The following is a 26,097-nucleotide window of genomic DNA, read 5'->3' as shown; positions in this document are numbered from 1 at the left end:
GATTGTAATGATATGAGTGTGAAGGTGTGCACTACACAACTCCAACGCAATTCAGAATATGATGTCACTCATTCACGACCGATTCAATAATCCCCTTCATCTTCTCGTTTCCGAATGCATCATAACCGATTATATTTTCATCAAGGATGTAGATTGTATGGAAAGTGGTTCCGTCTTCAAGTTGGAAATAGATCAGGACCCGGGCGTGCCTATTATTTTCGTTTTTCGGATCTATATCCCCTTTATAAGGAAGAGACAAGTATTCTTTAAGAAATTCCTTAGTTTGTTCAGGGTCCAGTTCCCCAAGCAACGTATCATCCTCATCCCTCCGGATACTAATTTTAGTCACTTTCCCTTCTATGTCTGCGAGGTCACTCAGCGTTTCTGCATTCGGATTGTCGATCACTTGAAATACACGGCCGTCTGCAATTACACGAAATTCCGGCTGGTAACCTACCACTTCGTAAACTGGCGTTCCCACAGAAACATAAGTAGCCTCACCGTTTTTCAGCTTATGGCTGGAGCACGCATGACCGTCTAGCATATACGATACTTTACCAAGACTGTCTCCTGTTTCCGGAAGAGAAGTATCCTCTTGATGTATAAACCCACTGCCATATTTGATATCGTTCATCATAAGGGCATCCGTCCAATCGATTTGACCGTCTGGGCATCCCCGTATACCATCCCAGAACGAACACCCTGCGCTTAGTGAAGACATAGACAAAATTATTACCAATAACCACTTCTTTTTCATACTGTTAATCCTCCTAAAGTTTTCGCATAGTTTCAATCTCAACTCAACAGACTAGCAAGTAGGAATATAGCTATGGGGAAAAAGAAGCCGAGTCATACTTCACGTCAGTATGTTGTTGGTCAATCGTTATGGTGATGAACTTCCCGATTCATGTTGTGATAGTACTTTTTAGCTCAAGTCCGCAATTACATACTCGTAAACAGGTAAGTAGTTAATGATTGTTAATCCCCTTCGTAGATTGTAACAATATAGTTCACCACCGGCAGGCCGAGCGTAAGTGAAATAATGAATTCCTTCAGCGCGCTGTTTCAGTTTCGTTTGTTTTTGGAATCGCTTTTACTTTTGAGGTCAGATTATAAGACATGTTTTATTGTGAGAATTCTCTGTACTTTCATCATACATCACTTGGTAACTGTGCGGAATACATTTCTCCACCGGTTGACTACACTCAAAAGTGCCGCTTTCCTCAGTTGCGGTTAGCAGCTTAAAGATGCGTAGATTCTTACTTTACGGTCTGCGAGGTGTCTTAGGTAACAGTTCTGTAGGAAAACTATCTCGTGTTGCACTAGAAAAACACCTCCACATTGATTGAATAAGGTTACTACCCTATTTTCAACGGAAGGTGTTTTTAGTTGTCTCATTAGTTTAAGGCTGTCACAAGCTGCAATAACAGCTTTCAACTAGCCTTTTATTTTTTCACGTCTGTGCAGCGCGAAATTTAGACAGTCCTCAGAACTGCAAGTGAGGTGTAAAGTAAACAGGCACCGAATTCTTAACAGTAACCACTCTTAGATCTGTGACTCTTTTGAAATTGTATTTCCAATTACTCGATCTCTTCCAGCCACAATACCGACTATTAAGATGACCACAGCCAAAGCTATTAACATAATAAGAGGCATTGTCCAACTATCTGTCCTATCGTGTAAAGCACCGAATACCATTGGGCCAGTAGCTGCTAGTAAGTAGCCAAACGATTGTGCCATACCTGACATATCAGATGCTTCAACGGCATTGCTTGTTCTCATGCTGAAAAACATCATCGATAAGCTAAATGCGCTACCTGCTCCCATACCGATCATAATTACTGATAGAGGCATCAAAGAATGATTTCCAATTAAGACGCCAGTTATACCGAGAATAAACAAAACCGCAGTCGCCCCACCTAGTAGGATTTGATTTTTCAAACGTTCGGCGAGTAAAGGAATAATAAATGTAAATGGAATAATAGCAAATTGCATTAAAAATAACATCCATCCAGCTGCACTCATACTATACCCAATGCCTTGTAGGATTTCCGGCAACCACGTCACTAACGTATAAAAAATTAAAGATTGTAGTCCCATAAAAATCGTAATCGACCACGCAAGCGGTGAACGAGCTAACGATAATTTCTCTTTTGGTGTGGCTTTTGAATAGTCAGTTGGATCTTTCCCCTTTTTCATTTGTGGAGCCCAAACCGCAATCGCAATAATAACAGGAATGGCCCAAAATGCGAGAGATCCTTTCCAACCAATTGCGCCGACAGTTGTTAACGGTACACTTAAACCCGACCCTAAAGCTGCAAAGACGTTCATAAACACCCCATACATACCGGTCATAATCCCAACTTTTAATGGAAAGTTCATTTTAATAAATCCAGGCAGCAACACATTACCAAACGCAATCGCAATACCAATTAGAATAGTTCCTGTAAATAATGCCCCTGTTCCAAATAATGATCTTATGACAATACCAATTGCCAAGACGACTAATGATAGGAAAATTGTCTTTTCCATCGTTATTTTATGAGCTATTTTCGGTGCGAAAGGTGAAAGGATGGCAAATGCGAGTAAGGGAAGCGTTGTAATCGTTCCCGCCAGCGCATGGCTAATCCCTAGATCTGTTCGTATGGATGTAATTAACGAACCAATCGATGTGAGTGGCGCTCTTAAATTGGCAGCAATTAAGATGACGCCAATCATTAAAAGCCATTTTTTCTTTGAATCTGCTTTTGTTTGTTGTAATGTTGTATCTTTTTGCAAGTTTAGTCCTCCTGAATGCGTTTAATCTTCTCTCTGAAATCGTTTATGTATTGATTTACATAACTAATTGCTGCATGAACATCTTGCTTCTTGATGGCTTCTAATAATTCATAGTGAATCTCTTTGCTATAGTTAAAGTAGTCATCTGCCACCATCACTTCTTCAATCGAAGACTGCAGGGGTTCAGTTATATGCTCATAAAGACGTTCTAACATCATATTATGGGATGCTTTAACCATTGCTTTATGAAATAAAATGTCTGCCTGTATAAATTCTTGTACATCTCCTTTTTCTGATGCCGATTTGCATAACTGAATGCACTCCGTCATCGCTTCCAAATCAACATCATCACGCCGTATGGCTGCAAGCTGTGCTGCTTCTCTTTCTAAAGCAAGACGCACCTCTAAAGTTTCCATGATGCTCGACTTTTCAACTTGTCTATGAAGCGCTACACCAAAGGCACTAGACGATTTCACAATCGTACCGCTCCCTTGTTTGGTCTCCAGTAATCCTGCATGAACGAGAGCACGGATCGCTTCTCTTAGTGTATTCCGGCTCACATCAAACTCTTTCATCAATTGCATCTCAGCAGGCAAATGATCACCAATTTGCCAATGACCACTTTCGATTAGGTGTTCAATTTGAATCACCACTTGTTCAACCAACGACAAACGTTCTGTCTTTTTCAGCATGAGTGCACCTCCAAAGGTTTTTTTGAAAAGTTGTAGGATGATTGGACTTAGTCAATATAACACTAAAATAATTAGATGTAAATATGAGAAGTCTCCACTGAAAAGCTTACTGTTAAAGCTAACCAAGTAAGCTTTCTACTATAGATGTATGATTTCGATAAAATCCAGAATCTAATTAGAGTTGTGTCATACACCGATACCTATTTCTAAGTTCCCGAATGTAGATGAAATTAAAAAAGTTAGATGAGAGCTACTCATAGCTTTTCATCTAACTTTGTTCATCACTGTTCACATCACAACTTCAACACGATTCTGTGCTAGGTCCCTGTGCAATAAAAGTTCTTGTTTGTTTCGAGCCCGTGATTGCTGCCTGCGCACCGTGGAAATCGAACACTATTCATAAATGATTCAGTGTCGTATCGTATGCAGGGAACGTCAATTTTAGTCGGTATAGTTGTTCACGCTATATCGAATGCCATCTTCCCCTACGTATTGGCGTGGTGCAGTCTTTTCCAAGGTGTACGTGAAACCATTTTCGCCGGGTACGGTAATGGTGTACCGTTCTTTTTCTTTTTTGACCGTGTAATTTTGGAATTTTCCTTCATGCAGCTTCATTTTGGACAGTTTCGCTTGATAATCATCTGCGGCCTTTCTGATTTCCATATCGCTCTTATCAGTCCCAATGAAGGACTCCCCCATAAAATTGTTTTGGATGCCCATTGTTTCTCCATCGAAAGCAATGGAGTAATTTGTCACTTCAAACGAATCTTGCTGCTTCATAATGATGCCTTCCCATGAATCGGTTACATCTTTAGCAAAAAAGCCAGAACTGAGCGAGTACGTTTTGCCGATTAGAATCGTCACGATAAAAGCGATTGAGATGAGCATCAACATCGAAACGAAAGCTGGTTTCCAGTGTAAAGTACGGCGATTGGTTCGTACGTTTTTCCCGTGGAAGACCGATTGATGCATGGTCTTTTTTTGTTCTTGCGTGGGCTGGAACGGTTCACTAAGGGATCCGAGTTTTTGAGTCAGTTCATCGTCGGTATATAGTTTCATGTGACATGCCTCCTTTCTCAAGTTCTTTTTTGAATGCGTCCAATGCGCGTTTCAGGCTCATCTTCACCTTGCCTTCCGTGTTACCCAGAATAGAAGCTGTATCTTTCGTTGAGAATCCCTGGATATGACGGAGCAAGATGACTTGCTGCTGGCTCTTCTTAAGGCGGCGGAGCGCTTCATAAAAATCTGCCTCCTGCGCATTAAGGACGGCTGTTTCTTCGGATGACGGCTGGCTGCCAAATAGTTGAAAGTCCTTATCTAAATAGTGCGTTAGGGGATGCTTTTTCCTGTAGTAGTTCAATGTGGTCGTGTAGGCGATCCGGAAGATCCACGTCTTCACCGCGGCACGGCCATCGAACTGATGCGCTTTTTCCACGACTTTCACGAATGTTTCCTGTGTTAGTTCCTCTGCTGTGTGCCGGTTTCGCACTTGCATGAGGATATAGCTGTATACGGCACTGGCATAATCCTCAAACCATTGTTCTGCGGACATCATGTCACCTCTCTTCTATATACATAGACACAGATTTCTAAATTTAGTAACGAATATATACACAATTATTCCATATGATGTCCGAAACGAATAGAGACAAATAAAATAACGCTCCTAGGCTAGGTGTCTGTACAAGAAACATTCATGATTGTTCCGCGGACAGATACCTCCTTTATATTTCGCCAATTTATTCAATATTACAGATAGTCCCCATTACTAAAGTAATAAGAATTTTTAGGTGCCAAGATTTTCATTTTCTTGCTATGGAGTTTCCACACTTATGTTGGAAGAAAAAACGCCCAATCCGTTATATTGCCAACAGATTGGGTGTTTTTCTATGATTCTATTTTTGTAATAGTGTATTAAACTTATGTCTTTAGTTAACCATTCATGATTATTTTACATACCGTCACCAGTTATAGTCACCTTTTTCTAAACAATCCCTTGTACTTAAGTAACACGTGGACAAGAAGGTAAATAGCTACTTCGGTTTATTGTATTTTCAATCTATTTGCATTAGTGTTGTACCTTCAAATGTTTAAAAATAAAAAAAATGACAGGAGAATGTCGAATTGAAGAAGTTATTATTTATGATGATACTCCCCCTTGGGTTATTAATAGGGTGCAGTGATACAACGCAAGATGAATCTACTGAGGACGTTGAAGTCGTGTCTGGAGATGAGGCTGAAACATCTGTATCTAAGCCGAGTGAGCCTTTCGAAGGGATTGAAGATGAGCATTTGCGTACACTTATCTTAGACGAGCTAGGAATGGAAGATGCAGCTGGAGACAAGTCCAAACCCACTCAGGAAAACATGGAGGAACTCCACTTCGTGAAAACAAGCAGTACGATTTTAGAAGATGATGAAAAGATTACATCTTTGAAAGGATTAGAATATGCAATAAACCTGGAAGCTCTCGAACTCAGAAATCACGAAATTACCGATTATACGCCGATGACAAACTTAACAAAACTTTATTCTCTTGATTTATCTTCTAATGGGTTACAGGATATTTCGTTTATTAAAAATTTAAATATATTAGAAAATCTCAGATTAGATGGTAACGAAATAGAAGACATAAGTGTCTTGGCAAGTTTACCAAAACTTCGTTTCATCCAATTACATGGTAATGACGTTCACGACTTATCCCCTCTTGCTGATTTAGAAAATTTAGATGATATCAATCTCGGACGTAATAAGATATCGGATGTCTCACCATTAGCAAACTTAACCAGTGTTAAAAAATTATATCTTGCTACTAATGACATTGATGACCTCGAATCGTTACGCACTTTAACCAACATAGAATATTTCGATGTATCTTATAACAACCTGACCGATGCTAATATGATCGAGGACTTAAAAAAGATGAAAGTGTTAAGTGTGAATGAGAATAAGTTAACGAGTATTGACTTTGTTGAAGAGTTATCAAACATCACTTGGCTAAACATATCTAATACAGATATTAGTGACTTGACTTCCCTTGAAAAGTTACAAAATTTAGAGATTTTGGATCTATCCAAAACAAAAGTCACAGATATAAAGCCTATTACAGCTCTTCCAAATTTAAGAGAATTATCGATAAGCGACAATGAAAACCTGGATGGAAAGAAAATAGAATCTGAGCTTAGTGATGTAGACGTCAGATATTAATAGAAAATAGTTCATGATCATCAAGCAAGAGACTGTTTTTGTTTGTTTAAATAATTAGCATGAATTCACACACAGAAGTTTTACTTTTATTTTAATTTCAAGAACGGTAATTAGTTGCTATACATGTTTAAGTTTGATTGCGTTGAAATAAATTTTTCAAAAAAATATTTTTGGAGGGGACTAATTTTGAAGTTAACTTATGCAATGGTGCCGCTTATTCTAGGGGGACTTTTACTCGGAGGCTGTCAGTCTTCCGAACCAAAAGAAACAGAAGAGAAACCATCATCAGAAGAATCGGTGGATAAATCAGTAGAAAAAACAGATATCGATGAGACTGACGATTCCATCGATTCTGCGATTTATGAAGAACAAGTAACGAAGGACGGAGGGTTAGGTGATACATTGCCTGTTCTTGAAAACATTATGGGATCGGATGGCGAGCATGACTGGAACGCTAGAATAGACGAAGTTATCGCATTTCATGAAAAAGGTGAAGGGTACGTACACCCAATTTTGGAATCAAACTATGACAGATTCTCTGTACAAGCGGACGATAAAATGGTCATCTTTGGAACCAATGTACACTTCAACGGTGATGAACCGTTGCCCAACAAGGATGAAGTTCTAGCGCATGCTAAAAATCACATCCCTACCGATTCTAAAATGACGGGTGAGGTGAAAATGGAAAACGGCTTGCCGATCTTTGAATTTACAAGCGAAATATTTAAACAAAGATTCCCTTCTGAGGAGGGCCATTTTCATATCCGAGCGGTGTCTAGTGAAGATGAATCCGAGTTTACTTCCTACGCCGTTCTTCCAGGGGAATTTAAGGAGTAATCAGTATACAGTCATTGTAAAACACTCCTGCGTAAGAAACTTTCGCGTTTGTTTAAACATTCATGATTGTTTCACTCGCCTATAGATGTTCTCAACCTGTCATGTCACATTACCATTTTCCGAGTAGTTATAAGCTGTCAGATACTGTCGAACACCTAATTAGCTTTGCAATGTACAAATAACCGCCCCTTACAACTTGTAAAGGGCGGTTTCCGTCTTATTTCTCCGTTATTTCGAATCCATACCGAATTGCTGGCATAGCCGAACCAGGATGATCTTCTCTATAAGTTAATTGTGGAATAAGTGTCATATCCGTTTCAATTTCTTGCTGCTGGTAAATGCCTGGGTACATATCAATGACGTGATAACCCAGTTCTCCAGTTGCAATGATTTTGTATTCCAAGGTGCCCTGACTATTGAATGCACACATGTAGCCAGAATACGCATTGTCATAAGTTAAATAATAGGCGTTGTCATATTCCGTCCAACCACCGCCTTTAATCGTTACACTTATTTCTGTTCCTTGAGGGCCTGAAGACGGTGTAATTTCAACAATCGATGGTGTGATACGCAAATAAGTTTGACCATAGATCTCATCTCCGATTTGCAAGTCGATTCGATGCGGAAGGCCCCCTAGGTCATCAGGAATCTCAAACTTATATTCCGCATTTCCTTCTGCGTCTGTTTTTATAGTATCTAATACAGCGCTTTCTTCATCGAATCCAGAATCAGTTACTCTGCTACCTTTCATCGTATTCCAGACAAGCTCTACTTCTTTATTTTTTGGTAAATTGCTAGCTTTCAGAGCCACTTTTTCGCCAACAATCCCTTCTTCTTTATCCATTGATACTTCTACGTTTTTTTTGTTTTTTAATTTTGGCATTTCAACGCCGCCACTTGCGGCCTTTGGTGTTTTTTCGACATACTGTGCTGCAATTGGATCCTCATCCGTGATTTCAAAAACGAAATCTGGTGCTGGCCATCCGGTGTGAGGAGAGGATTCATGGTTGATATATGGGCTCCCCAAATACCCAGAACGAAGACTTAAAAAGTGTTTGCCTACGCTTCCTGACGCACGGAAAATTGCTTTTGTCTTCCCTTGCGTGGAAACGCCTGAAACCATACCTGTATATTTATTATCATACGTTAAGTTCCACATAGACTTATACGTTTTCCAGTCTAACCCTTCAGCCTCAAGCGCCACTTCTGTTCCGACAGGACCCGATTCAGGTGTAATCGAAAATTTCGGCCGTACAAAGAACCCTTTCTGCCCAATCTTTTTATTATCACTAGTTATATAGAGGGTATGATTCCCGCCGAAACCCTGGGGTACTTTGAATGTTCCTTCCCACTTTCCATTCTCATCGCTAGTCCCTGTCACCAAAGGTACATCTTTTGAAGAATACTTGGTTCCAATGAATTCATATAAGTTTTCTATTTTGTACGTTCCCTCGACCTCGGTCCATTCTAATTGGACATCTGTGTTGGCATCGAGATCGTCGATTGTAAAGTGCACTTCTTCATTGATAGCCGCTTCTTTAACTGACAGTTCGATGTTGTTTTTTAATGCAGGTTCTTTTTCATTATTGTCATTGGATGACTTCTCGGCAGGCTCCGTATTCGTACATGCTGAGAGAATCGTTATCAAAAATAAACCAATTATGACAATCTCTTTTTTTATCGGCAATCTAATCACTCTCCATTTCTGGAATTCTAAATATAAACTGGTGGGGTTATGATATTTTCCGAAAGTTGATAGAGGGAAGAAGATTAGCTGAGGGACTTATTTCTCTCCTGCGTCCCCTGTTCCTTCCTCGGCTGGGTCCACTATCGTTAATAGGGAAGGTTCTACATCAAATGGGGCAAACTCTCCTTTTTTGCCGTCTGTTTCAGCTGTAACGGAATAGTTTAAAATCCCTGTTGGCGTATCGTCAGTCACTTTATACATGACTGTCCAAAATTCAGGCACCGGATCCGTATCTCCAGAGGGATGCTGCGCATGGTGCATTTCTAAATCTTCCCCTGTCGAGAGATGTACAGTCATCTTGGCGTCTTTACTGATTTGCTCATTGGTATTAGGATCGATAGCATCCATACGGAAAACTATATTATCCCCCGATTCAAATTGACTCTGTAAGACACACCCATCATTCTCAGAAACAACATCACCAAAGACTTGGATATTATTATTTTCAGACTGGGCTTCCTTACTGGCTTCATCGCCATTACTGCAAGCACCGATTAACAAACTTCCGCTAAGTGCGAACCCCAATATAACTTTTTTGTGTAAACTCATCCTATTCAACTCCCTTTTCTTTTTATTTGTCATGAATTTGTAATAATGTTACGCCCCTTTATCCAATATTACAAATAGTCTGCATTACTAAAGTAGTAAGATGTTCCGGATGACGTAGTATTATTTTTAAACTTTCGTGTTTGCTTAAAAATTCATAGTCGTTTCGCACACAGGCACCTATTTTTTAACCGATGAAGACTGTTCCTTCACCAATATTTATTATGTCAGTTAAGATTTGACAGAATGGCGAAGACATCACGAAAAACAGGAATATTTAACTACCTTTTTGACTACATTCCTAATTTACGATAACTATTCCAGCATGCTAAAATAAATTAACTTTACATCCAAAGAGGAAGTGTGAACCGAACAAGAAGTCCGATATTAGCTGTACACTCATAGCCCCAGGGCATATTTGATTTGAAAATCAAACAATTGAAGAGGGGTTCGAAGTTGATAGCGGAGAATAAAGAGCAAACGATATTTAATCACGTTGGTAAAAAGATACTGACGGATAGAGAGATTGACATAGTCGCGAAAATCGAAGAACCATTGATCGTCGTTTTAGGCAATATGTTAAGTGATGAAGAGTGCGATGAACTGATCAGATTATCTACAGACAAGATGAAACGTTCAAAAATCGGCACAGTACGTGAAGAAAATGAGTTGAGAACAAGCAGTAGTATGTTTATTGAAGAAAGCGAAAATCTAATTGTTGCACGAATCGAGAAAAGAATTGAAGCGGTTATGAATATCCCGATTGAACATGGGGAAGGACTGCAAATTCTTCAGTACAAGCCGGGTCAAGAATACAGAGCACATCACGATTTCTTCTCATCGACTAGTAAGGTAACAAACAACCGAATTAGTACGCTGATCATGTATCTGAATGATGTAGAGCAAGGTGGCGAAACGTTCTTCCCCCACCTAAACTTTTCCGTCTCGCCCAAAAAAGGGATGGCCGTCTACTTTGAGTATTTCTATAATGATCCAACGTTAAATGATATCACGCTGCATGGCGGAGCACCTGTGGAGATTGGCGAAAAGTGGGTAGCAACACAATGGATGCGGAAACAGCGAATACGGTAAATGGTTTTACTTAATTCATTTGTAATTTTCCTTATCTGAATGATGGAAAAATATAGATTTCTACTCCATAGAACAAGTTTATTCTCTGATTGTTTATATTTGCGTTAAACTTAATATAAAAAAGATATGAAAAAGTAATCACCCTGCTCTCATAGTCGTTAGCGGTGGGTGATTACTTTTTTTTGTACTTAAATCTTCAAATGATAATGGTTCATTAATAACTTTATAGGGAACCAAAGTCCGGTGGGGATTTATCGTAAAAGCATAATATGAGATATATGTGACAAAACATATAAAAAAACACTTACAATTGTGCATTTAATTGCAATCGTAAGTGTTAAATCATACACATTTGAAGGTCAGCCTTTTTATCACTCTGATAAAATATAACCTTGAGAATAAATGTAATTTACTGTATATTTGGAATAGGATTTCAAAATCTCTGGAGGTGTAGATTTTATGAAAGAATTTAATTATCAGATTCTCGTTGCTATCGTAAATGTAATACTTTTGGGATTCATATGTCTTTTCTGGCTTTTTCCTAGTGTTAGCCCAGTCGAAGATGACCCCATCTTAAAGTTAACTCAATTCTGTATGTTTATTTTTATGTTTGTCCTATGGGCAGCTAATTATTGGCTCCAATACAAATCCAAGAAGAAAAAATGGTATCTGCCATTAGCTGGAGCCGTCCTTTACGTTGCCATCGTTTCGTTTTTTTTACTGCTTGTTTTTCCATTTATAAACAATTTTTTTATTTCTTAAAGAAAGCGTGTTTGAATACCTATTTTTCCTATATTCAGGATCTCATACGTATGAACAATTTGTCTTTCAACGCTTAAATAGGTGATGCAGTAGCCGTTCTCGGTCGCTGAAAAACTGATTCATGATCGAAAAGTGTGGGGTATCCTCCAACTCGACTTCCCTCATCCCTTCGTCTTCCAACTGATAGATTAATGCTTTCGGATATGCCATCAGAATCGGCGAATGAGTGGAGATGACGAATTGCGAACCTTCTGTCACGAGCTCATGGATTCTTGAAAGCATCGCAAGTTGCCGGGTTGGCGACAGTGCTGCTTCCGGCTCGTCCAGTATGTACAGTCCATCCCCCTGGAAACGCTCGATGAACGCCGCAAAAAATGATTCCCCATGCGATTGCTCATGAAGAGACTTGCCACCGAAGGAATCAATGATCCTTCGTCCTCCCAATGGTTCTGAATCCAATTCTTCTATGTGGGTGGCGACATTGTAAAACGTCTCCGCACGGAAGAAAAAAGAATCATTCGCCCGATGAACACCTTTAACAATACGAAGGTACTGGTCCAGATTGGAATGCGAGTCATAACTCGAAAAATTGAAATTGCGCGTGCCTCCTTCAGGATTGAAACCCAGGCTGATTGCGATTGCCTCTAATAGCGTGGATTTCCCCATCCCATTTTCCCCGATGATATAGGTGACATTCGGATGGAATGCCAACTCCTCCAAGCCGCGGATGAACGGGAGATTGAGCGGATAGCGCGCATAGGACTTGATTTGGTCTCTTTTCAGATAAAGGTTTCGTATGTATTGTGTATCCTTTGTCAGTAAGGCCACTGGCAAAGCCCTCCTTTCTATTGTTATGACGCTTGCGCATGAAACTTTTGTGTTTATTTACACATTCATGATTGTTTCACACACAGGCACTGACGTTCATTTTTAAATAATGCCAATTTCATAACCTTCGTACAAATCCTGAGTTTCGTTTCCCCAATTCAAATAGAGTCTCGCCGAGACTTCAATATTCTCTGCCGGAAGCTCTCCAGACCGCGAAATAGCGGTGATCGCTTCGTTTTCAACTTTCTTGGGTTTAGGGTCATACACTACTTTCGTTTCAACGACTTTACTTATTAACGAGTCCACAGAATCAATATCCACTACCATCTGCAGGCGAACCTTCCCCTCTTTCGTCGGAACCTCTCTGAACACCAATTTCTCATTCCCATGACCTGCTGACTCACCATACGTGTATAACAACTCCCCGGTTTCTTTGTCAGTAATGTCCACAATGATGTACTTATCTGTTGTTCTCTTCGTCAGATCTACATCACTTTTTTGATTTGGGATCTTCACGTAAAGATCGTTCAGTGCCACTTGGTGTTCAGTCAAAGCAGGTGGATCCGTATAATCGGATACCTCACCTGGTCCTGAAGGAGCCTCGTGTACAATCGTATTTTCTAACTCAGGATTCATATCACCGCCACTATCTACGACCAATACAGAAATGAAGATGATCACAGCTAGTAGCACTGCAACTATATAACTTTTTTTCATGCTCATTCCCACTTTCATTTCATATCTTGGCTGTACCTTCTATATTCACCAAATAGGCTCGTTTTCTTATCCCGTCAACAAGAACTGACGCCTTTGAACGTAAATTCCACCTACAGGTACGTTGTGAGAAAAACAGTTGTGTCTTATCTTACACAACACCTATTTTAATACATTATCTTTCCATCTCTTTTGCGTCCCTCTCTTTTATGTACCGTTCATATGCGTCTTGCACTTTGTCCTGCACTTTTTCTTTACTTTTCTTTGGTACGGTCTGTGTATGGATATCTTTTACCAAAAGACAGGTACGGAACAGGATACCGACAAGTAGTATAGCGGCTACAAAAGTTCCAATCGGTCCAGTTAGCACCAAGATACCTAAAACGCCGGCTGTGAGCATACATAGAAACAGATTCAATGACACTTCCCCCTTCAACTGAGTTACAATCACATTCATGACTTTTACCCGCAACAGATACCTGCTCACAAGAGAAAGGATGGTTATTCACAAATATTCCAAGTCTTCCCTTCACACTCTATTATATCATCTTCTTTCCAGATGGTATCCGTCTTTTCTTGAAGATCAAATTACTAATTCACAAGTAAACAACCATAAAAACGGACCTCCATTTAGTTTAGGAGTTCCGTTTATTGTTATTCGCTCGTGAAGTTGTTATGGTGCCTGTGCATGAAACTTTCGTGTTTGTTTAAACATTCATGATTGTTTCACGCACAGGCACCGACTTTATGAATCTTCAAATGATAATGGTTCATTAATAACTTTATAGGGAACCAAAGTCCGGTGGGGATTTATCGTAAAAGCATAATATGAGATATATGTGACAAAACATATAAAAAAACACTTACAATTGTGCATTTAATTGCAATCGTAAGTGTTAAATCATACACATTTGAAGGTCAGCCTTTTTTATCACTCTGATAAAATATAACCTTGAGAATAAATGTAATTTACTGTATATTCGGAATAGGATTTCAAAATCTCTGGAGGTGTAGATTTTATGAAAGAATTTAATTATCAGATTCTCGTTGCTATCGTAAATGTTATACTACTGGGATTTATATGTCTTTTTTTTCTAATCGCTAGTTTTAGTGTTAGCGCACCTATAGATGATCCCATCGATAAAGTATCTCGAAACATTTCTACTGGTTTTATATTCATCTTGTGGGCAGTTAATTTTTGGCTCCAATTCAAATCCAAGAAGAAAAAATGGTATCTTCCATTAGCTGGAACTGTTCTTTACGTTGCCATCGTTTTTATTGCCTTGGGGTATGTTTCCCCATTCATACGCGAGTTGCTTATTAAATAAGTCCGCAATCATTCCTAAATGCATCATATCTGATCCCGGCACGGATTGTAGAATCTCCAGGCCCTTTTAAACCATCCATACAGTTAATCTAGTTTTTATGAGCAGTACATCTTGGTTTTCGATTTGAGCCTTGGAGTTCATAATCATGTTTTGAACAATCACGATCAATTGCATTGATTGCTGTTCCCCCACCAGATTCGTGCTAGGTGCTGTGCAAGAAGCTTTCGTGTTTGTTTAAACATTCATGATTGTTTTGCATACAAGTATCCGCACAGACACTTTAGCAACCGATTAATGCAATTCACTCTTTCTTAATAGAATCCCCGGGTACCCCATTCGATGGGCGAGTTGTGTAATATGAGGTTGCTCAAGCCCAGCATCCCTCAAAAGTTCTTCCTGACCAAACGCAGCGCGTGTTTCTCCATGGAACAATACTCGTCCATCCCCAAGAATAACTGTACGCTCAAACGTTTCCGCGACAAAATCCATATCGTGTAAAATACAGACTACTAACTTCCCTTGTGCATATAACTCATTGATGATTGCAGCTAATTTCACTTTTCCTTTGGCATCCTGACCAATAGTCGGTTCGTCGAATATGATAACTTTCGTATCCATCGCTAAAATCGAAGCTACAGCAATTAGTTTTCGTTCAGCAAGACTCAAATCATAAGGATTTTCATATTTTTTACTCGCCAGGCCGACACGATCTAGCATTTTCAATGCATTAGCTTCGGCGGTTTCCGGGGATTGGCCAATGTTTAATGGACCAAACATCACTTCGTCTATCACCTTGCTTTTAAAAATCTGGTCATTGGGATTTTGAAAGATAAGCCCGATAGCAGCAGCCAGTTTTGCAGCAGTAGTGTCTGTCGTTTTCACCCCAACAACAGTTATCTTTCCTTTATGAGGTTTTAATAATGCCTTTAGTAATTTTACGAACGTTGTTTTACCCGCACCGTTCTGTCCAATAATTGCAAGTGGTTTACCGCTCAGTTCCAGATCGATTCCTTTAATAATTTCAGCATCTTTTTCATAACCAAAACAAAGGTCTGAAACAACAATTTCGGCAGTTTTCACATCAACGACTTCCACATGCCGGGTAGGCAAAGAAAACTTTTCCAAACCGGATGTCGGCATCTCTTCTAACACAACAGGAAGATTTGCTGTAGGGTCTTGTCTAAATTTTAGTGATCTGGCTGCTGATGTATATACGGGAGGCGCAATTCCATAGACATCCAAATCGTCTCGGGAAAAAATCTCTGCAGGTGTCCCTTTGTGGATTAGTTTCCCTTGATTCATTAAGAAGATCCGATCAGAATACGCAGCCAGTTTTTCGATTTTCTGTTCAGCCATTATGATAGTTACGCCTTGCGCAGACAGTTGCTCAACTACTTGAAAGACTTCTTCAGCGCCTTGAGGGTCAAGCTGCGACGTCGGTTCATCCAAAATAAGGATATCAGGCTTCATGGCCATCACACTCGCAATCGCCACACGCTGCAATTGACCGCCAGAAAGGGAAAATGGATTTACATCCCCTAACTCTTCAATCTTCAATTGCTTCATACACTCTTGTATGCGACGATGCATTTCCCCACGCGGCACACCTAAGTTTTCAAGACCGAATGCGATTTCGTCGTAGACTGTGAATTTGGCTCCCGTCATTTGTGAAAACGGATTTTCAAACACGAGGCCAACCCTCGCTGTGAGTTCACTCATTGCATGTGTATACACTTCCATATCTCCGATAAAAACATTCCCGCCATAACCCCCTTTGAAAAAATGAGGAACTAAGCCGCTGAGGGCATAGCAAAGCGTTGTTTTTCCTGCTCCATTCTCACCGGCGATCCCAATGAATTCCCCTTTTTCGACTGCGAAAGAGATATCATCCAATACGAAATGATCACTCCCGGGATATTTGTATTTCAGCTGTTCCACTCTGATACTTTTCATATGAAAATCCTCCAGGCAATTACTGCGGCCAATGATGCCGCCAATAGAATTTTTATTACGAACCCATATTTAAAGTGATTGGTCTCATGAAGAAAGGTCCGTTCGCTTGTTGAGTTGAATCCTCGGATTTCAAGAGCTATCGAACGATCCCGGGTATCATTGATAGAATTCAATACAACGGGAGTAAGTAATGGGATGAATGATTTTACACGTGTTGATAATCCTCCTTCAGTTTCCATTCCGCGAGCGCGCTGTGCATCTGTGATTTTGCCAGTTGCTGCTATCATTTGAGGGAGGATTTGTAGTACTGATAAAAGGACGTAACCTATTTTGGGTGACATTCCTTTACGAATGAGCGATTGGACCAAATCATCGGGCTTAGTCGTCAGAATCAGAACTCCGAACGCACATACCATATTCAAAACGCGAAGTGTCAGCAAAAGTGCATAAGAAAAACCTTCTTTATAAATAGGAACAGAACCAATCGTGAACCAGACAGTCGACCGATCAGGGTGGAAAAATCCTTGGACGACAATAATCGAGAAAATGAGAACGAGACTAAGTCCGATAATCGGAAGGACATTATGCAGGACTTTCCCAAGCAGCAACAGCAAAAGTGTAAAGGCCAGGACGCCTGAAACAACTGGTTGATTGGATAACATATACGTTATCGCCACGGAAACAAAAACGAATAGCAATTTGGATAATGGATCGACGTTATGAACAATCGAAGCTTTCTCTACATAGAACGTCCCATTCTTCATGGTACTCCTCCTCGCTTACAGTCGGTCAATTTCTGAACGTCTATCATACATATGTGTTAAGTTTTTAGGCAAGTTTCTGAATATCAGGAAGCCGATTATAACTGTCGCAACTTTGTCGGGTACATCTACAGCAAGACTGTCAGCAAACGAAGCGAACCATAAAGGCAAGTCATGCGCAATCATTGTTGCAAATAAGGCATCTCCCCAGATGTTACCCGTTTGTCCTCCCCAAAACAGGATATTCAGCGGTGTAGAAACTGTGGCAGCAATCACGCCAACCACGAGCCCTAAAACAAGCGCCCGTCCGATGGAAGCGATCCAACCTCTATAAGCCATGATTCCGACAACTAGGCCGATAACCCCTGATGTAATTGCATAGACAAACGATACTGGACTAGCGGTAAAGCCATAGATGATATTATTAATGATCCCTGTGAGTGCGCCAATAATGGGACCCGCTAACATACTGGAGAGCACTGTTCCAATCGAGTCCAGCCATAGTGGCAATCTTAATAGTTCAGCGAATAACTTCCCAAGATAGTTAATGCCGATTGCCGCTGGAATTAGGACAAGTGCAGCTGTAGAAAACTTTAAAGACCACATACTTTTTTTCGTCATTGAGTAATTCCCCCATTCAATTTGTGAAACTATTTTATCTTTGCAGAACGATTTATATTTACTGCTGTCTTTACACAAGACATGACTATTATAGACTATAGAATTTCAAATACATAGCTTTTATTTCAGACGATTTTCTTTGCGTTCAGTAAACGTTTCTAATAGGTACTGACAAAGTTAAAAGGGATTCTTCACTTTGCACATCAATCTTGCAAACACAAAAAAGACCACCTCTATTGATACATCAGAGGCAGTCTTTTCGATTCTATTATTCGTCACTGAGTATGGAGGCAGTTTAAGGATATGCTTAACCGCTTGCGATTGTCGATAAGACTAAATGTCTGCGTGAAAAAAGCCTTCTTCAGATAGCAGTATCTAAAGAAGGCCGACAGCACAATTGAACGGTTAAAGACTCCAGCAGGGAATCTTATTGAATTTTAATCACAATCTTCCCCTTGGCATGATGCGTTGCACTTAAATCATGCGCTTCCCGCAGTCCCTTTTCTGTCAACGGAAACGTATGACCAATATGTGCTTTTACTTTTCCCTCTTCCATCAGTTCACCAAGTTCTGCGAGTTGTTTTCCATTCGGATTCAGCCATAGAGATTCCGCAGTGATTCCTTTGTCTTTCGCTTTTTCAGCATCTGGCTGACCCGCGATGGAGACGAGACGGCCACCTTTTTTCACTACGTCAAAACTCTTCTCTAAAATGTCACCGCCCATTGTGTCCACAACCAAATCGACGTCCTTTGCAACATCTGTAAAATCAGTTGTTTTATAATCAATGAATTCATCAACCCCGAGCTCTTTCAAAAAGGCTTCATTTTTACCACTCGCTGTAGACAAAACGTGCGCTCCGAAACTTTTAGCAATCTGAATAGCAAAGCTCCCCACACCGCCAGAACCTGCATGAATCAGCACTCGATCTCCTTTTTTAACTTGTCCGAAGTCTACCAGACACTGCCAAGCCGTCAAACCTGCAAGCGGTACAGAAGCTGCTTCTTCAAAGCTCAGGTGATCTGGCTTTAACGCGACTAAGTCTTCATCGACAGCGACATACTCGCTGTATGTGCCATTTTCCATGGCAGGACGTGCAAATACCTGATCTCCCTTTTTGAATGTAGTCACCTTACTTCCTACTTCACTGACCACTCCTGCTGCATCCCATCCTAAAATTAACGGAAATTCAAACGGCATCCCGTCTTTCATATAGCCTTCTCTTACTTTCCAATCAATCGGATTAATGGACGTCGCATGCATTTCAATTAACACTTGATCATCTTTTATATCTGGTTTTGGGAGGTCTTTCTCGACTAACTGATCCGAGCCGCCATATTGTTCAATTACAATTGCTTTCATATCAATACACACTCCTTCTCGTAATTACTCTCATATGATTCCTTCAATATGCTTCAAGTTATCTATACCCTGAATCCCACATCGCTACACGAAATGCATTAAGTCGTAACAGAACTCAACAGTTATCATTTTTTATGACTAATCGGTACCTGGACCGCATACAATTCAGACACTATTCCGAATTGTACGTGGTCCAGGTACGTTACTAAGTACCACTTTTTAATCGTTAAACCACTTCTGTCCCCACTCTTCGATACTCTCCCAAAAGTCTTTTCGCTTCTCGTCCTTTTCTTTTTTCTTCTCTTTCTTTCCTCTTTCTTTCTTCGTCTTTTTCTTCTGCTTCTCCAGCTCTTTTAGTTCATCTTTAATTAACGACAAGTCAAAGTCCTTCGTAGATAATTCACTGGCTGATTGTGAAACAACCTTCGCGAAAATGGGCGGTGCGGTAAAACTACTGGTAGAGGTTAAATAATGGTCGGCGTCTGTATGATCATATCCGAGCCAGACCGCACCGGCGATGTCAGGAGTATAGCCGACGAACCAGTGATCTTTGGAACCGTCCACTCCTTCAAACGGGAGCTGTGTGGTGCCCGTTTTCCCCGCTACGTCCATACCGGAAATCTGTGCCTTTTTCCCAGTTCCTTCCTCTACAACGCCTTGCAGCATATGAGTCATTTGCTCGGCAACTTCCGCATCCGTCACCTGCACGGACTCTCCCTGCCACTTCCCGAGCACTTTTCCTTCCGAATCTTTAATTTCTGTAATCGCATGAGCTTCCTCCATCACGCCATCATTCGCAAACGCGGAAAACGCTTGCGCCATCCGTAAGGGAGAGGTTCCTTTGTCCAGACCTCCAAGTGCCAATCCAAGCGTACGGTCGTTTTTTGTCAATGGAATCCCAAACCGTTCCACCGAATCCACGCCTTCTTGCACGCCAATCTGATTCAACAACCAGACGGGAGGAACATTATACGATTGCGCAAGCGCCTCGTACATCGTCACTTCCCCTCTATAGTGCTGATCTATGTTTTTCGGAGAGTATCCACCCACATCGATCGGTTCATCCATAAGCAAATCTGACATATGGTACCCGTTCTCAAGTGCCGGAGTATAAACGGCAAGCGGCTTTAGCGCAGATCCAGGCTGCCGGATGAGATCGGTCGCATTGTTGAAGCGTCCTTGCGTATACTCTCCTCGCCCACCGACTAACGCGAGGATTCCGCCCGTTTTAGGATTTACGAAAACAGAGGCACTCTGTAAAAGCTGATCCGGGGTGCTCTTTGGGAAATTGCTGTTGTCTGCATACACGTCTTCGAGCGCATTCTGAACGACCGGATTGATTTCAGTTGTAATATGCAATCCACCGGACAGTACTTGATCCTTCGTCAACTGGTACGTATTCACCGCTTCGTCTATTACACGATCGATATAATACGGATAGTTCTCTTCATCATGCGGCACTGTCGAATCGGCCAGTTCCAGCTTCTGTCCAATCGCTTCATCATATTCTTCCTGACTAACATACTGTTCACGCAACATCAGCGACAACACTAAATTGCGCCGCTTCACCGACTTTTCCATATTTTTCTTAGGCGATAAATTCGAAGGAGCTTTAATGATCCCTGCGAGTGTCGCAGATTCGCTTAACGTCAAATCGCTGACATCTTTACCGAAATAAGTCTGTGCCGCACGTTGGACACCCCATGCCCCATCCCCGAAATAGATTTGGTTCAAGTACCGTTCCATGATCTCCTCTTTCGAATACACCCGTTCAATCTTCTTTGCGAGGATCAGCTCCTTGAACTTACGAGAGTACGTACGCTCCTGCGTCAAAAACACATTTTTCGCAAGCTGCTGCGTAATCGTACTGCCTCCCGATACAATTTTTCCTTTGGACGCATTCTCCAGTAACGCGCGCCCCATCCTCAAATAATTAATACCGTGATGTTTGTAGAACCGTTGATCTTCCACGGAAATAACAGCTTCAATCAGCGTTTTCGGAATCTGGTCGATCGATACACCCTCAATTTTCGAATTCGACACCGTGCTGATCACTTCTCCATTCGGATCATAAATAACCGTCGATCGCGGTGCGGGTTCTTCGAGTTTACTGACATCGCTGAATGTGATGAAGAGATTCAGTACAAGTAGTACACAAAGGACAGCAAGCACGACACCGACACACACGAAACGAATGATCTTTTTCTTCATGCTGCGGTTCTTTTTCATTGTTTTTTTATGTTGTTCTTTATATTCGGATCTTTTCATATCGATTCTCCTGCTTTTTTGACTGCGAAGTTTTAGTCGTAATGGACAGCATAGTATGGACGAGGGAGGGTGTTTGAAAGTTGCGAGCTTCAACTTTCACGGAGGTTCCATGGAAGTTTATGAATAAAAATACCTGCGTAAGAAACAAACAGGTTCGTTTGTTTTTCACACAGGTATCACACACCCGATTTTACTGAAGGAACGGCGCCATTAATACTTTGCCTGTTCCGCGGTAGACATTTACCAATCCTTCGCCTGAAGCCGCCGAACCCATAATTGTTTTGCCAGAACGCTCGACAGTAAATTCTAAACCGCCGGACCAAGCAATCGCCATATTTCCATCGATTTTTAACTCATCGTTTTCTAACTCGATTTCTATAAGTTCATCTCTCGATACGGAAGATTCCAGTGCAATCGTTCCTTGTCCGGTCAGTCCAAGATTGAAAAGACCTTCCCCGCCCAATGCAGCAGAAGAAAGATTAGTGCGCATCACAGCCTTATGTTTTAATCCTGAATCACAAGCCAAAAAGAGTCCATCTTCAATGACGAGTGACTGATTCCACTCGTCAACATCCAATAGTAATATATGCTTGAACGTCGGTTCCAAAACAAGTGTACCGGTTCCCGTGTATTCAGGTTTGATGCCCGATTCTTTGGTCATTTTGCCCCTAATCGTTTTTCCAATAAAGTCTCCTACACCCTTAATGCCAGTGGTCGCTCTCACATCTCCTGCCATCCATTGCATGGCTCCTGCCTGAATCGTTATGTTCGACTGACTAACATCGCATACTAGCTATCTTCTTCGTACATTCATTTCAGAAGCATAATAAGCCGATTGAGCACTAGCACGATCGATACTTAATTCTCTTTGAAACTCTACTACTTTAAAAGGGCCTAGCTCTTCCCTGACTTTTACATTCTCATTGTCTTCAAAGTTTTTGATCGTAAACATAATAATCGCCTACTTTCTGATTTTTTAATCTATTTCCAAGGTTATGGTAATTATAATATAGCATTTAGACATTACACTTACCTCTTCTTGCAAACTAAATTTGTGTGCCTGCATTTGGGTTGCCTCTGTACCGCAAAACTCGAACACTATTCAGAACCGTTCAGGAGTTGTGTCATACACACAAGCAACTACTATTCCTCTTAAGCACACTTCATTTATTTCATTAATCAAACATCCCCGACCCACATATCCTGTATAGTGAAACTACATACACGAACCCACACAACACAAACTGGAGGCGACACATAATGGCAAGAATCATCCTAACAACCGAAAGCGGTGCCGATCTGCCGGAATCTCTAGCGAAGAAGCACAATATACATATAGTACCGATGCACGTCATCATGGACGGCAAAGACTATTTGGACGGTCATTTGCCTGTAGCAGATATCTTTGATTTTTATAACCGCACGAAAAAAATCCCTTCCACTGCTGCTACGAATATGCATGAGTACCAGGAGTTTTTCAAAACTATCCGGACGGAGTTTCCTCAAAGCGTCATTATTCATATAGGTTATACATCAAAAGCGTCTGTTTCCTATCAGAATGCGTTGACGGCTGCGGAAGATATAAAGGATATTTATTTACTTGATGCGTTGAACGTCACGGGCGGATTGATTGCAGTTGTGATGTATGCGGCTGCCTTGCTCGAAGAAGAGCCTGACATCGATCCTGTACGTCTGGTGGAGATGATTGAGGCTAAGGTTCCGAAGTCACGACTAGCCTTCCTTCCCGGCAGCCTGGATTTTCTGCGGGCTGGCGGACGAGTCAGCAATATGGCGTATCTTGGCGGCGCGTTGCTGAAAATCAAGCCGTGTATTGAATTAGTGGACGGTAAGCTTATGTCGACTAGGAAATACCGCGGTAAGATGGAGAAGGTCACTGTAAGTCTGTTTCATGATTATCTACAGCAATACAACATCGACAGACAGCAGATTTATTTCATTTATTCGATTGGACTCAGCGAGACAATCAAACAACGGATCGATGAAATTGCGATGGAACAAGGATTCGAAAATAGTATGTGGATTGAGGCTGGAGCGATGATCTCGACGCATTCCGGTCCTGGAGGATTTGGTATTGCAGGGCTGGAAGTGTAAGTAGCTGCTTCATCATAAATTTCCACTCAAAAACCCGATAGCAAATCTGCTATCGGGTTTTGAGTTGCCTGTTGTGTACCTCACAACTCGAACACGAATTTTCGGTTGCCTGTAACGCACAACTTGAACACTATTCAGAACCGTTCTGAAGTTGTGTCGTGCACAGGCAGCTCATTTTAAATTGCTGGTTTGAAGCACTACTATTTTATTAGTAAAGCATTCGTCCGGCGAACAATTGTATCCTTTACTTTTCAACATTCACCAATACGGCTTTAACGATTTGATATTTTGTTAATTCGACCGTTTGACCTTCCTCATTCTTTACAGGAATGAAATCTGTCGCAATGCCTGTATATTTTCTGCTAATTGAGCCTTCAATTCGTACATTTTTAAACTGTTCTCCGGTTGAAACGGTAATGTCATAAACATGAATTTTTTTTGCCATCCGATCTCCTCCTTATTTTAGAAGTTTTCTTAATTTAACATTCCTTAGCTCAACAGTATAACCATGGCCTAGCTTTTACTCTAGCCAGCGCTGCCTGTGCACCGGCAGCCTTTTCATTTTGGGTTGCCTGTGCACCCTACAACTCGAACACTATTCAGAATCGCTCCAGAGTTGTGTCATGCACAGGCAGCCAATATTAGTAGGATGGTTGCCCATGGATATTAGCTGACCCGTCACTAATTCCAAGTTCAAAACGGATACCGAACGGTCAAGAACAGAAAAGTGACGCTAGAAGTTCTAATCTAGGAAATTGACGAGTCATAAATTGTTGTAGGAACATAGAATTCTCCTAGTAAGACTCTTTTTGATTTCACTAACTAATCGGTGCCTGGACCATATACGATTTAGACACTACTCAGAATCATGTGTGGTCCAGGTACGTTATTTCCACTGTGGTGTTTTTCATCAAATCTAACGAAACTCTTATAATTTGTTTATTCGTTCACGATCGTTTGCAGTAAGTTCAAAGTCAAAAATCGCTAAACTTTGTGCTTGGCGCTCTTTATTATGAGACTTAGGAATAACAATTACATCGCGCTCAATGTTGTAACGCAACACAACTTGTGCGTATGTTTTCCCATATTGGTTACCAATCTCTTCTAAAATCTGTTTAGCTGGTTCATTGATACCACCGAGCGGCGACCAGGCAACAGCTTCAATAGTATTCTTTTTGTTATACGCAATTAATGCGTCATTCCAAGTACCGACTTGAGACTTTATTTGATTTACCGCGGGTCGCACAGTCCCATTTTCAAGAAATACATCGAGGTCAGCTTCTTTAAAGTTCGAAACGCCAATTGCCTTAAACACGCCACGTTTATAATAGTCTTCTAAAATCCCCCACGCTTCCAACATTTCATCAGAATTGTCCCACGGACTGTGAAGAAGAAATAGATCGATTGTATCTGTTTGCAGTTTCTCTAAACTCTTTTCAATTTCAGCATGAGCCCAGTCTGCACCAGCAAATCCTTTGAATGTATTCAGCTTTGTCGTAATAAAGAAATCTTCACGCGGCAGAGAAGATTTCGCAATCCCCTCTCCAAGTACTTCTTCATTATTATAGACTTGAGCAGTGTCAAAATGACGGTACCCATTTTCAATAGCCCAGTCGACTTCTTGCGTGTCTCCTCTTAAAGCACCTACATACTCGTTTCCTTCTTTCCCGTACGTATTGGTGCCACTTCCAATGATGGGCATAGCAACGCCATTATTTAATGTGATATTCTTCACGGTATCTACTCCTATCCTATATTTCTAACTTTACGTATCCTAAAGTTCATATGCAATCTATTTGTTCTGGCAACTAAGAAAGGATGATTTTAAAATAAGCAAAGTAAAGGAGGTTATATTTAGTTAAGAATCGCTTCCTGTACTGCACTAATCGAACACTATTCAGAACCGCTCTGAAATTGTGTCGTGCACTGACAGCCAATATTTAATTGGAGATGATATAATGGATGAAAACAAGTATACACGAACTAACCAAATCCAATATAAAGAGTTTGATTTCATATCTACCATAACCGCTCAAAAATGGGGAAACAGTTTAGGTATCCGTATTCCCAAAGAAGCTGCAGACAGCATCGGAATTAAACCAGGTTCTGAACTTGAATTGCAAGTTTTCGGGAATGAAAATACGATTACTTTAAAAACTAAGAAACCCAAAAAGAACTATTCGCTTGAAGAATTGTTAACACAGATCACGGATGAGAATCGACATGCGGAAATCGATTTGGGTAGTGAAGGACGTGAAATGATATAATGTTTGCACCTATTCCTGGAAGAGGTGATTTCATTGTCATCAGTTTCAATCCACAAGCAAGCTGGAAGAAGAACTGGAATTCTGTTGCCACCAAAATCGTTTAATAAAATTACTGGACTTGTTGTCTTTTATCCAATCACGAATCAGAAACATTAATCGGTACCTGGACCGCACACAATTCGGACACAGTGCCGAATTATATGTGATCCAGTTACGTTATTTCA

General features: G+C 40.8%; 27 protein-coding genes. 8 read left to right on the top strand and 19 right to left on the bottom strand.

The annotated features are described in order from the left end of the window. Positions 1-64: 64 nt before the first annotated feature. The 5 genes from DVB69_RS00310 to DVB69_RS00290 all read right to left on the bottom strand — a co-directional run bounded on the left by DVB69_RS00310 (position 65) and on the right by DVB69_RS00290 (position 5,025). Entirely contained in the window at positions 65-757 is a 693-nt protein-coding gene (locus DVB69_RS00310; RefSeq protein WP_116015430.1) for a hypothetical protein, read from the bottom strand. Between the two features lie 788 nt (positions 758-1,545). After that, entirely contained in the window at positions 1,546-2,718 is a 1,173-nt protein-coding gene (locus DVB69_RS00305; RefSeq protein ID WP_116015488.1) for a CynX/NimT family MFS transporter, read from the bottom strand. Between the two features lie 62 nt (positions 2,719-2,780). Beyond that, on the bottom strand, positions 2,781-3,470 hold the full coding sequence (locus tag DVB69_RS00300) for a FadR/GntR family transcriptional regulator (RefSeq protein ID WP_116015428.1): 690 nt from the start codon (positions 3,468-3,470) through the stop codon (positions 2,781-2,783). Between the two features lie 441 nt (positions 3,471-3,911). Further along, positions 3,912-4,529 (bottom strand): hypothetical protein, encoded by a 618-nt coding sequence (locus DVB69_RS00295; protein ID WP_116015426.1) that lies wholly within the window; start codon positions 4,527-4,529, stop codon positions 3,912-3,914. Next, a complete protein-coding gene (locus tag DVB69_RS00290) occupies positions 4,507-5,025 on the bottom strand; it encodes an RNA polymerase sigma factor (RefSeq protein WP_116015424.1) in 519 nt (172 codons plus the stop codon). Before DVB69_RS00290 ends, DVB69_RS00295 begins: the two co-directional genes overlap by 23 nt. A gap of 569 nt (positions 5,026-5,594) precedes the next feature. Here DVB69_RS00290 and DVB69_RS00285 point away from each other — a divergent pair. Both DVB69_RS00285 and DVB69_RS00280 read left to right on the top strand, forming a co-directional pair. Beyond that, a complete protein-coding gene (locus DVB69_RS00285) occupies positions 5,595-6,677 on the top strand; it encodes a leucine-rich repeat domain-containing protein (RefSeq protein WP_116015422.1) in 1,083 nt (360 codons plus the stop codon). A gap of 186 nt (positions 6,678-6,863) precedes the next feature. After that, a complete protein-coding gene (locus DVB69_RS00280; protein WP_116015420.1) occupies positions 6,864-7,514 on the top strand; it encodes a hypothetical protein in 651 nt (216 codons plus the stop codon). Between the two features lie 217 nt (positions 7,515-7,731). Here DVB69_RS00280 and DVB69_RS00275 read toward each other — a convergent pair whose 3' ends face one another. Then, positions 7,732-9,201 (bottom strand): hypothetical protein, encoded by a 1,470-nt coding sequence (locus tag DVB69_RS00275; protein ID WP_116015418.1) that lies wholly within the window; start codon positions 9,199-9,201, stop codon positions 7,732-7,734. Between the two features lie 96 nt (positions 9,202-9,297). After that, positions 9,298-9,810, bottom strand: a complete 513-nt coding sequence (locus DVB69_RS00270) for a hypothetical protein (RefSeq protein ID WP_116015416.1) — start codon at positions 9,808-9,810, stop codon at positions 9,298-9,300. A gap of 420 nt (positions 9,811-10,230) precedes the next feature. On the opposite strand from DVB69_RS00270, the gene DVB69_RS00265 reads away from it, so the two are divergent. Beyond that, on the top strand, positions 10,231-10,899 hold the full coding sequence (locus DVB69_RS00265; protein WP_233505281.1) for a 2OG-Fe(II) oxygenase: 669 nt from the start codon (positions 10,231-10,233) through the stop codon (positions 10,897-10,899). A gap of 459 nt (positions 10,900-11,358) precedes the next feature. Next, positions 11,359-11,661 carry a hypothetical protein gene (locus DVB69_RS00260; protein ID WP_116015412.1) on the top strand — a complete coding sequence of 101 codons (303 nt, stop codon included), beginning with the start codon at positions 11,359-11,361 and terminating at the stop codon, positions 11,659-11,661. Positions 11,662-11,727: 66 nt separating this feature from the next. Here the strand turns inward: DVB69_RS00260 and DVB69_RS00255 are convergent, their stop codons facing one another. The 3 genes from DVB69_RS00255 to DVB69_RS00245 form a co-directional block, all read right to left on the bottom strand. Next, a complete protein-coding gene (locus DVB69_RS00255) occupies positions 11,728-12,489 on the bottom strand; it encodes an AAA family ATPase (RefSeq protein WP_116015410.1) in 762 nt (253 codons plus the stop codon). Between the two features lie 102 nt (positions 12,490-12,591). Then, entirely contained in the window at positions 12,592-13,206 is a 615-nt protein-coding gene (locus tag DVB69_RS00250; RefSeq protein ID WP_116015408.1) for a hypothetical protein, read from the bottom strand. A 172-nt stretch (positions 13,207-13,378) separates the two neighbouring features. Beyond that, complete coding sequence (locus DVB69_RS00245) at positions 13,379-13,621, bottom strand: ATP-dependent Lon protease (protein ID WP_116015406.1); 243 nt, start codon at positions 13,619-13,621, stop codon at positions 13,379-13,381. 601 nt (positions 13,622-14,222) lie between these two features. Here DVB69_RS00245 and DVB69_RS00240 point away from each other — a divergent pair. After that, a complete protein-coding gene (locus DVB69_RS00240; RefSeq protein ID WP_116015404.1) occupies positions 14,223-14,531 on the top strand; it encodes a hypothetical protein in 309 nt (102 codons plus the stop codon). A 291-nt stretch (positions 14,532-14,822) separates the two neighbouring features. Here the strand turns inward: DVB69_RS00240 and DVB69_RS17750 are convergent, their stop codons facing one another. From DVB69_RS17750 to DVB69_RS17745, 7 genes are all read right to left on the bottom strand, one after another. Continuing rightward, positions 14,823-16,484, bottom strand: coding sequence for an ABC transporter ATP-binding protein (locus DVB69_RS17750; RefSeq protein ID WP_116015402.1), 1,662 nt, complete (start codon positions 16,482-16,484; stop codon positions 14,823-14,825). Next, the gene (locus DVB69_RS00230) at positions 16,481-17,248 is read right to left on the bottom strand and encodes an energy-coupling factor transporter transmembrane component T family protein (protein ID WP_116015400.1); all 768 of its coding nucleotides are present in this window, start codon (positions 17,246-17,248) and stop codon (positions 16,481-16,483) included. Before DVB69_RS00230 ends, DVB69_RS17750 begins: the two co-directional genes overlap by 4 nt. Positions 17,249-17,263: 15 nt before the next feature. Continuing rightward, complete coding sequence (locus DVB69_RS00225) at positions 17,264-17,866, bottom strand: ECF transporter S component (RefSeq protein WP_116015398.1); 603 nt, start codon at positions 17,864-17,866, stop codon at positions 17,264-17,266. A 427-nt stretch (positions 17,867-18,293) separates the two neighbouring features. Further along, on the bottom strand, positions 18,294-19,226 hold the full coding sequence (locus DVB69_RS00220; RefSeq protein ID WP_116015396.1) for an NADP-dependent oxidoreductase: 933 nt from the start codon (positions 19,224-19,226) through the stop codon (positions 18,294-18,296). A gap of 219 nt (positions 19,227-19,445) precedes the next feature. Then, on the bottom strand, positions 19,446-21,494 hold the full coding sequence (locus DVB69_RS00215) for a transglycosylase domain-containing protein (RefSeq protein ID WP_116015394.1): 2,049 nt from the start codon (positions 21,492-21,494) through the stop codon (positions 19,446-19,448). Between the two features lie 190 nt (positions 21,495-21,684). Beyond that, positions 21,685-22,260 carry an AIM24 family protein gene (locus DVB69_RS00210; RefSeq protein ID WP_255415288.1) on the bottom strand — a complete coding sequence of 192 codons (576 nt, stop codon included), beginning with the start codon at positions 22,258-22,260 and terminating at the stop codon, positions 21,685-21,687. A 27-nt stretch (positions 22,261-22,287) separates the two neighbouring features. Beyond that, on the bottom strand, positions 22,288-22,446 hold the full coding sequence (locus tag DVB69_RS17745; protein ID WP_233505279.1) for a hypothetical protein: 159 nt from the start codon (positions 22,444-22,446) through the stop codon (positions 22,288-22,290). Positions 22,447-22,754: 308 nt separating this feature from the next. Here DVB69_RS17745 and DVB69_RS00205 point away from each other — a divergent pair, with 308 nt between their 5' ends. Then, complete coding sequence (locus DVB69_RS00205; protein ID WP_116015392.1) at positions 22,755-23,606, top strand: DegV family protein; 852 nt, start codon at positions 22,755-22,757, stop codon at positions 23,604-23,606. A 244-nt stretch (positions 23,607-23,850) separates the two neighbouring features. On the opposite strand, the gene DVB69_RS00200 is transcribed toward DVB69_RS00205, so the two are convergent. Both DVB69_RS00200 and DVB69_RS00195 read right to left on the bottom strand, forming a co-directional pair. Continuing rightward, on the bottom strand, positions 23,851-24,051 hold the full coding sequence (locus DVB69_RS00200; protein WP_116015390.1) for a hypothetical protein: 201 nt from the start codon (positions 24,049-24,051) through the stop codon (positions 23,851-23,853). A 483-nt stretch (positions 24,052-24,534) separates the two neighbouring features. Beyond that, positions 24,535-25,341: an aldo/keto reductase family protein gene (locus tag DVB69_RS00195; protein WP_116015388.1), complete on the bottom strand. Its 807-nt coding sequence runs from the start codon at positions 25,339-25,341 to the stop codon at positions 24,535-24,537. 223 nt (positions 25,342-25,564) lie between these two features. Between DVB69_RS00195 and DVB69_RS00190 the strand changes: the two genes are divergently transcribed. Together DVB69_RS00190 and DVB69_RS17870 are read left to right on the top strand one after the other, a co-directional pair. Continuing rightward, positions 25,565-25,873, top strand: coding sequence for an AbrB/MazE/SpoVT family DNA-binding domain-containing protein (locus DVB69_RS00190; RefSeq protein ID WP_116015386.1), 309 nt, complete (start codon positions 25,565-25,567; stop codon positions 25,871-25,873). A gap of 33 nt (positions 25,874-25,906) precedes the next feature. After that, positions 25,907-26,029: a hypothetical protein gene (locus DVB69_RS17870; protein WP_255415287.1), complete on the top strand. Its 123-nt coding sequence runs from the start codon at positions 25,907-25,909 to the stop codon at positions 26,027-26,029. Positions 26,030-26,097: the final 68 nt, after the last annotated feature.

Source organism: Sporosarcina sp. BI001-red (genome assembly GCF_003384035.1).
Taxonomy (GTDB): domain Bacteria; phylum Bacillota; class Bacilli; order Bacillales_A; family Planococcaceae; genus Sporosarcina.
The sequence above is the reverse complement of the archived record's forward strand: the minus strand, read 5'-3'. Positions and strand labels throughout refer to the sequence as shown.

Excerpts from the sequence above, each read along its gene's own strand:
- DVB69_RS00305 (WP_116015488.1), bottom strand. The coding sequence starts at position 2,718 with ATGATTGGCGTCATCTTAATTGCTGCCAATTTAAGAGCGCCACTCACA.
- DVB69_RS00270 (WP_116015416.1), bottom strand. The coding sequence starts at position 9,810 with ATGAGTTTACACAAAAAAGTTATATTGGGGTTCGCACTTAGCGGAAGT.
- DVB69_RS00230 (WP_116015400.1), bottom strand. The coding sequence starts at position 17,248 with ATGAAGAATGGGACGTTCTATGTAGAGAAAGCTTCGATTGTTCATAAC.
- DVB69_RS00220 (WP_116015396.1), bottom strand. The coding sequence starts at position 19,226 with ATGAAAGCAATTGTAATTGAACAATATGGCGGCTCGGATCAGTTAGTC.
- DVB69_RS00260 (WP_116015412.1), top strand. The coding sequence starts at position 11,359 with ATGAAAGAATTTAATTATCAGATTCTCGTTGCTATCGTAAATGTAATA.
- DVB69_RS00300 (WP_116015428.1), bottom strand. The coding sequence starts at position 3,470 with ATGCTGAAAAAGACAGAACGTTTGTCGTTGGTTGAACAAGTGGTGATT.
- DVB69_RS00205 (WP_116015392.1), top strand. The coding sequence starts at position 22,755 with ATGGCAAGAATCATCCTAACAACCGAAAGCGGTGCCGATCTGCCGGAA.
- DVB69_RS17750 (WP_116015402.1), bottom strand. The coding sequence starts at position 16,484 with ATGAAAAGTATCAGAGTGGAACAGCTGAAATACAAATATCCCGGGAGT.
- DVB69_RS00295 (WP_116015426.1), bottom strand. The coding sequence starts at position 4,529 with ATGAAACTATATACCGACGATGAACTGACTCAAAAACTCGGATCCCTT.
- DVB69_RS17745 (WP_233505279.1), bottom strand. The coding sequence starts at position 22,446 with ATGTTTACGATCAAAAACTTTGAAGACAATGAGAATGTAAAAGTCAGG.
- DVB69_RS00190 (WP_116015386.1), top strand. The coding sequence starts at position 25,565 with ATGGATGAAAACAAGTATACACGAACTAACCAAATCCAATATAAAGAG.
- DVB69_RS00225 (WP_116015398.1), bottom strand. The coding sequence starts at position 17,866 with ATGACGAAAAAAAGTATGTGGTCTTTAAAGTTTTCTACAGCTGCACTT.
- DVB69_RS00250 (WP_116015408.1), bottom strand. The coding sequence starts at position 13,206 with ATGAAAAAAAGTTATATAGTTGCAGTGCTACTAGCTGTGATCATCTTC.
- DVB69_RS00240 (WP_116015404.1), top strand. The coding sequence starts at position 14,223 with ATGAAAGAATTTAATTATCAGATTCTCGTTGCTATCGTAAATGTTATA.
- DVB69_RS00310 (WP_116015430.1), bottom strand. The coding sequence starts at position 757 with ATGAAAAAGAAGTGGTTATTGGTAATAATTTTGTCTATGTCTTCACTA.
- DVB69_RS00215 (WP_116015394.1), bottom strand. The coding sequence starts at position 21,494 with ATGAAAAGATCCGAATATAAAGAACAACATAAAAAAACAATGAAAAAG.
- DVB69_RS00290 (WP_116015424.1), bottom strand. The coding sequence starts at position 5,025 with ATGATGTCCGCAGAACAATGGTTTGAGGATTATGCCAGTGCCGTATAC.
- DVB69_RS00200 (WP_116015390.1), bottom strand. The coding sequence starts at position 24,051 with ATGGCAAAAAAAATTCATGTTTATGACATTACCGTTTCAACCGGAGAA.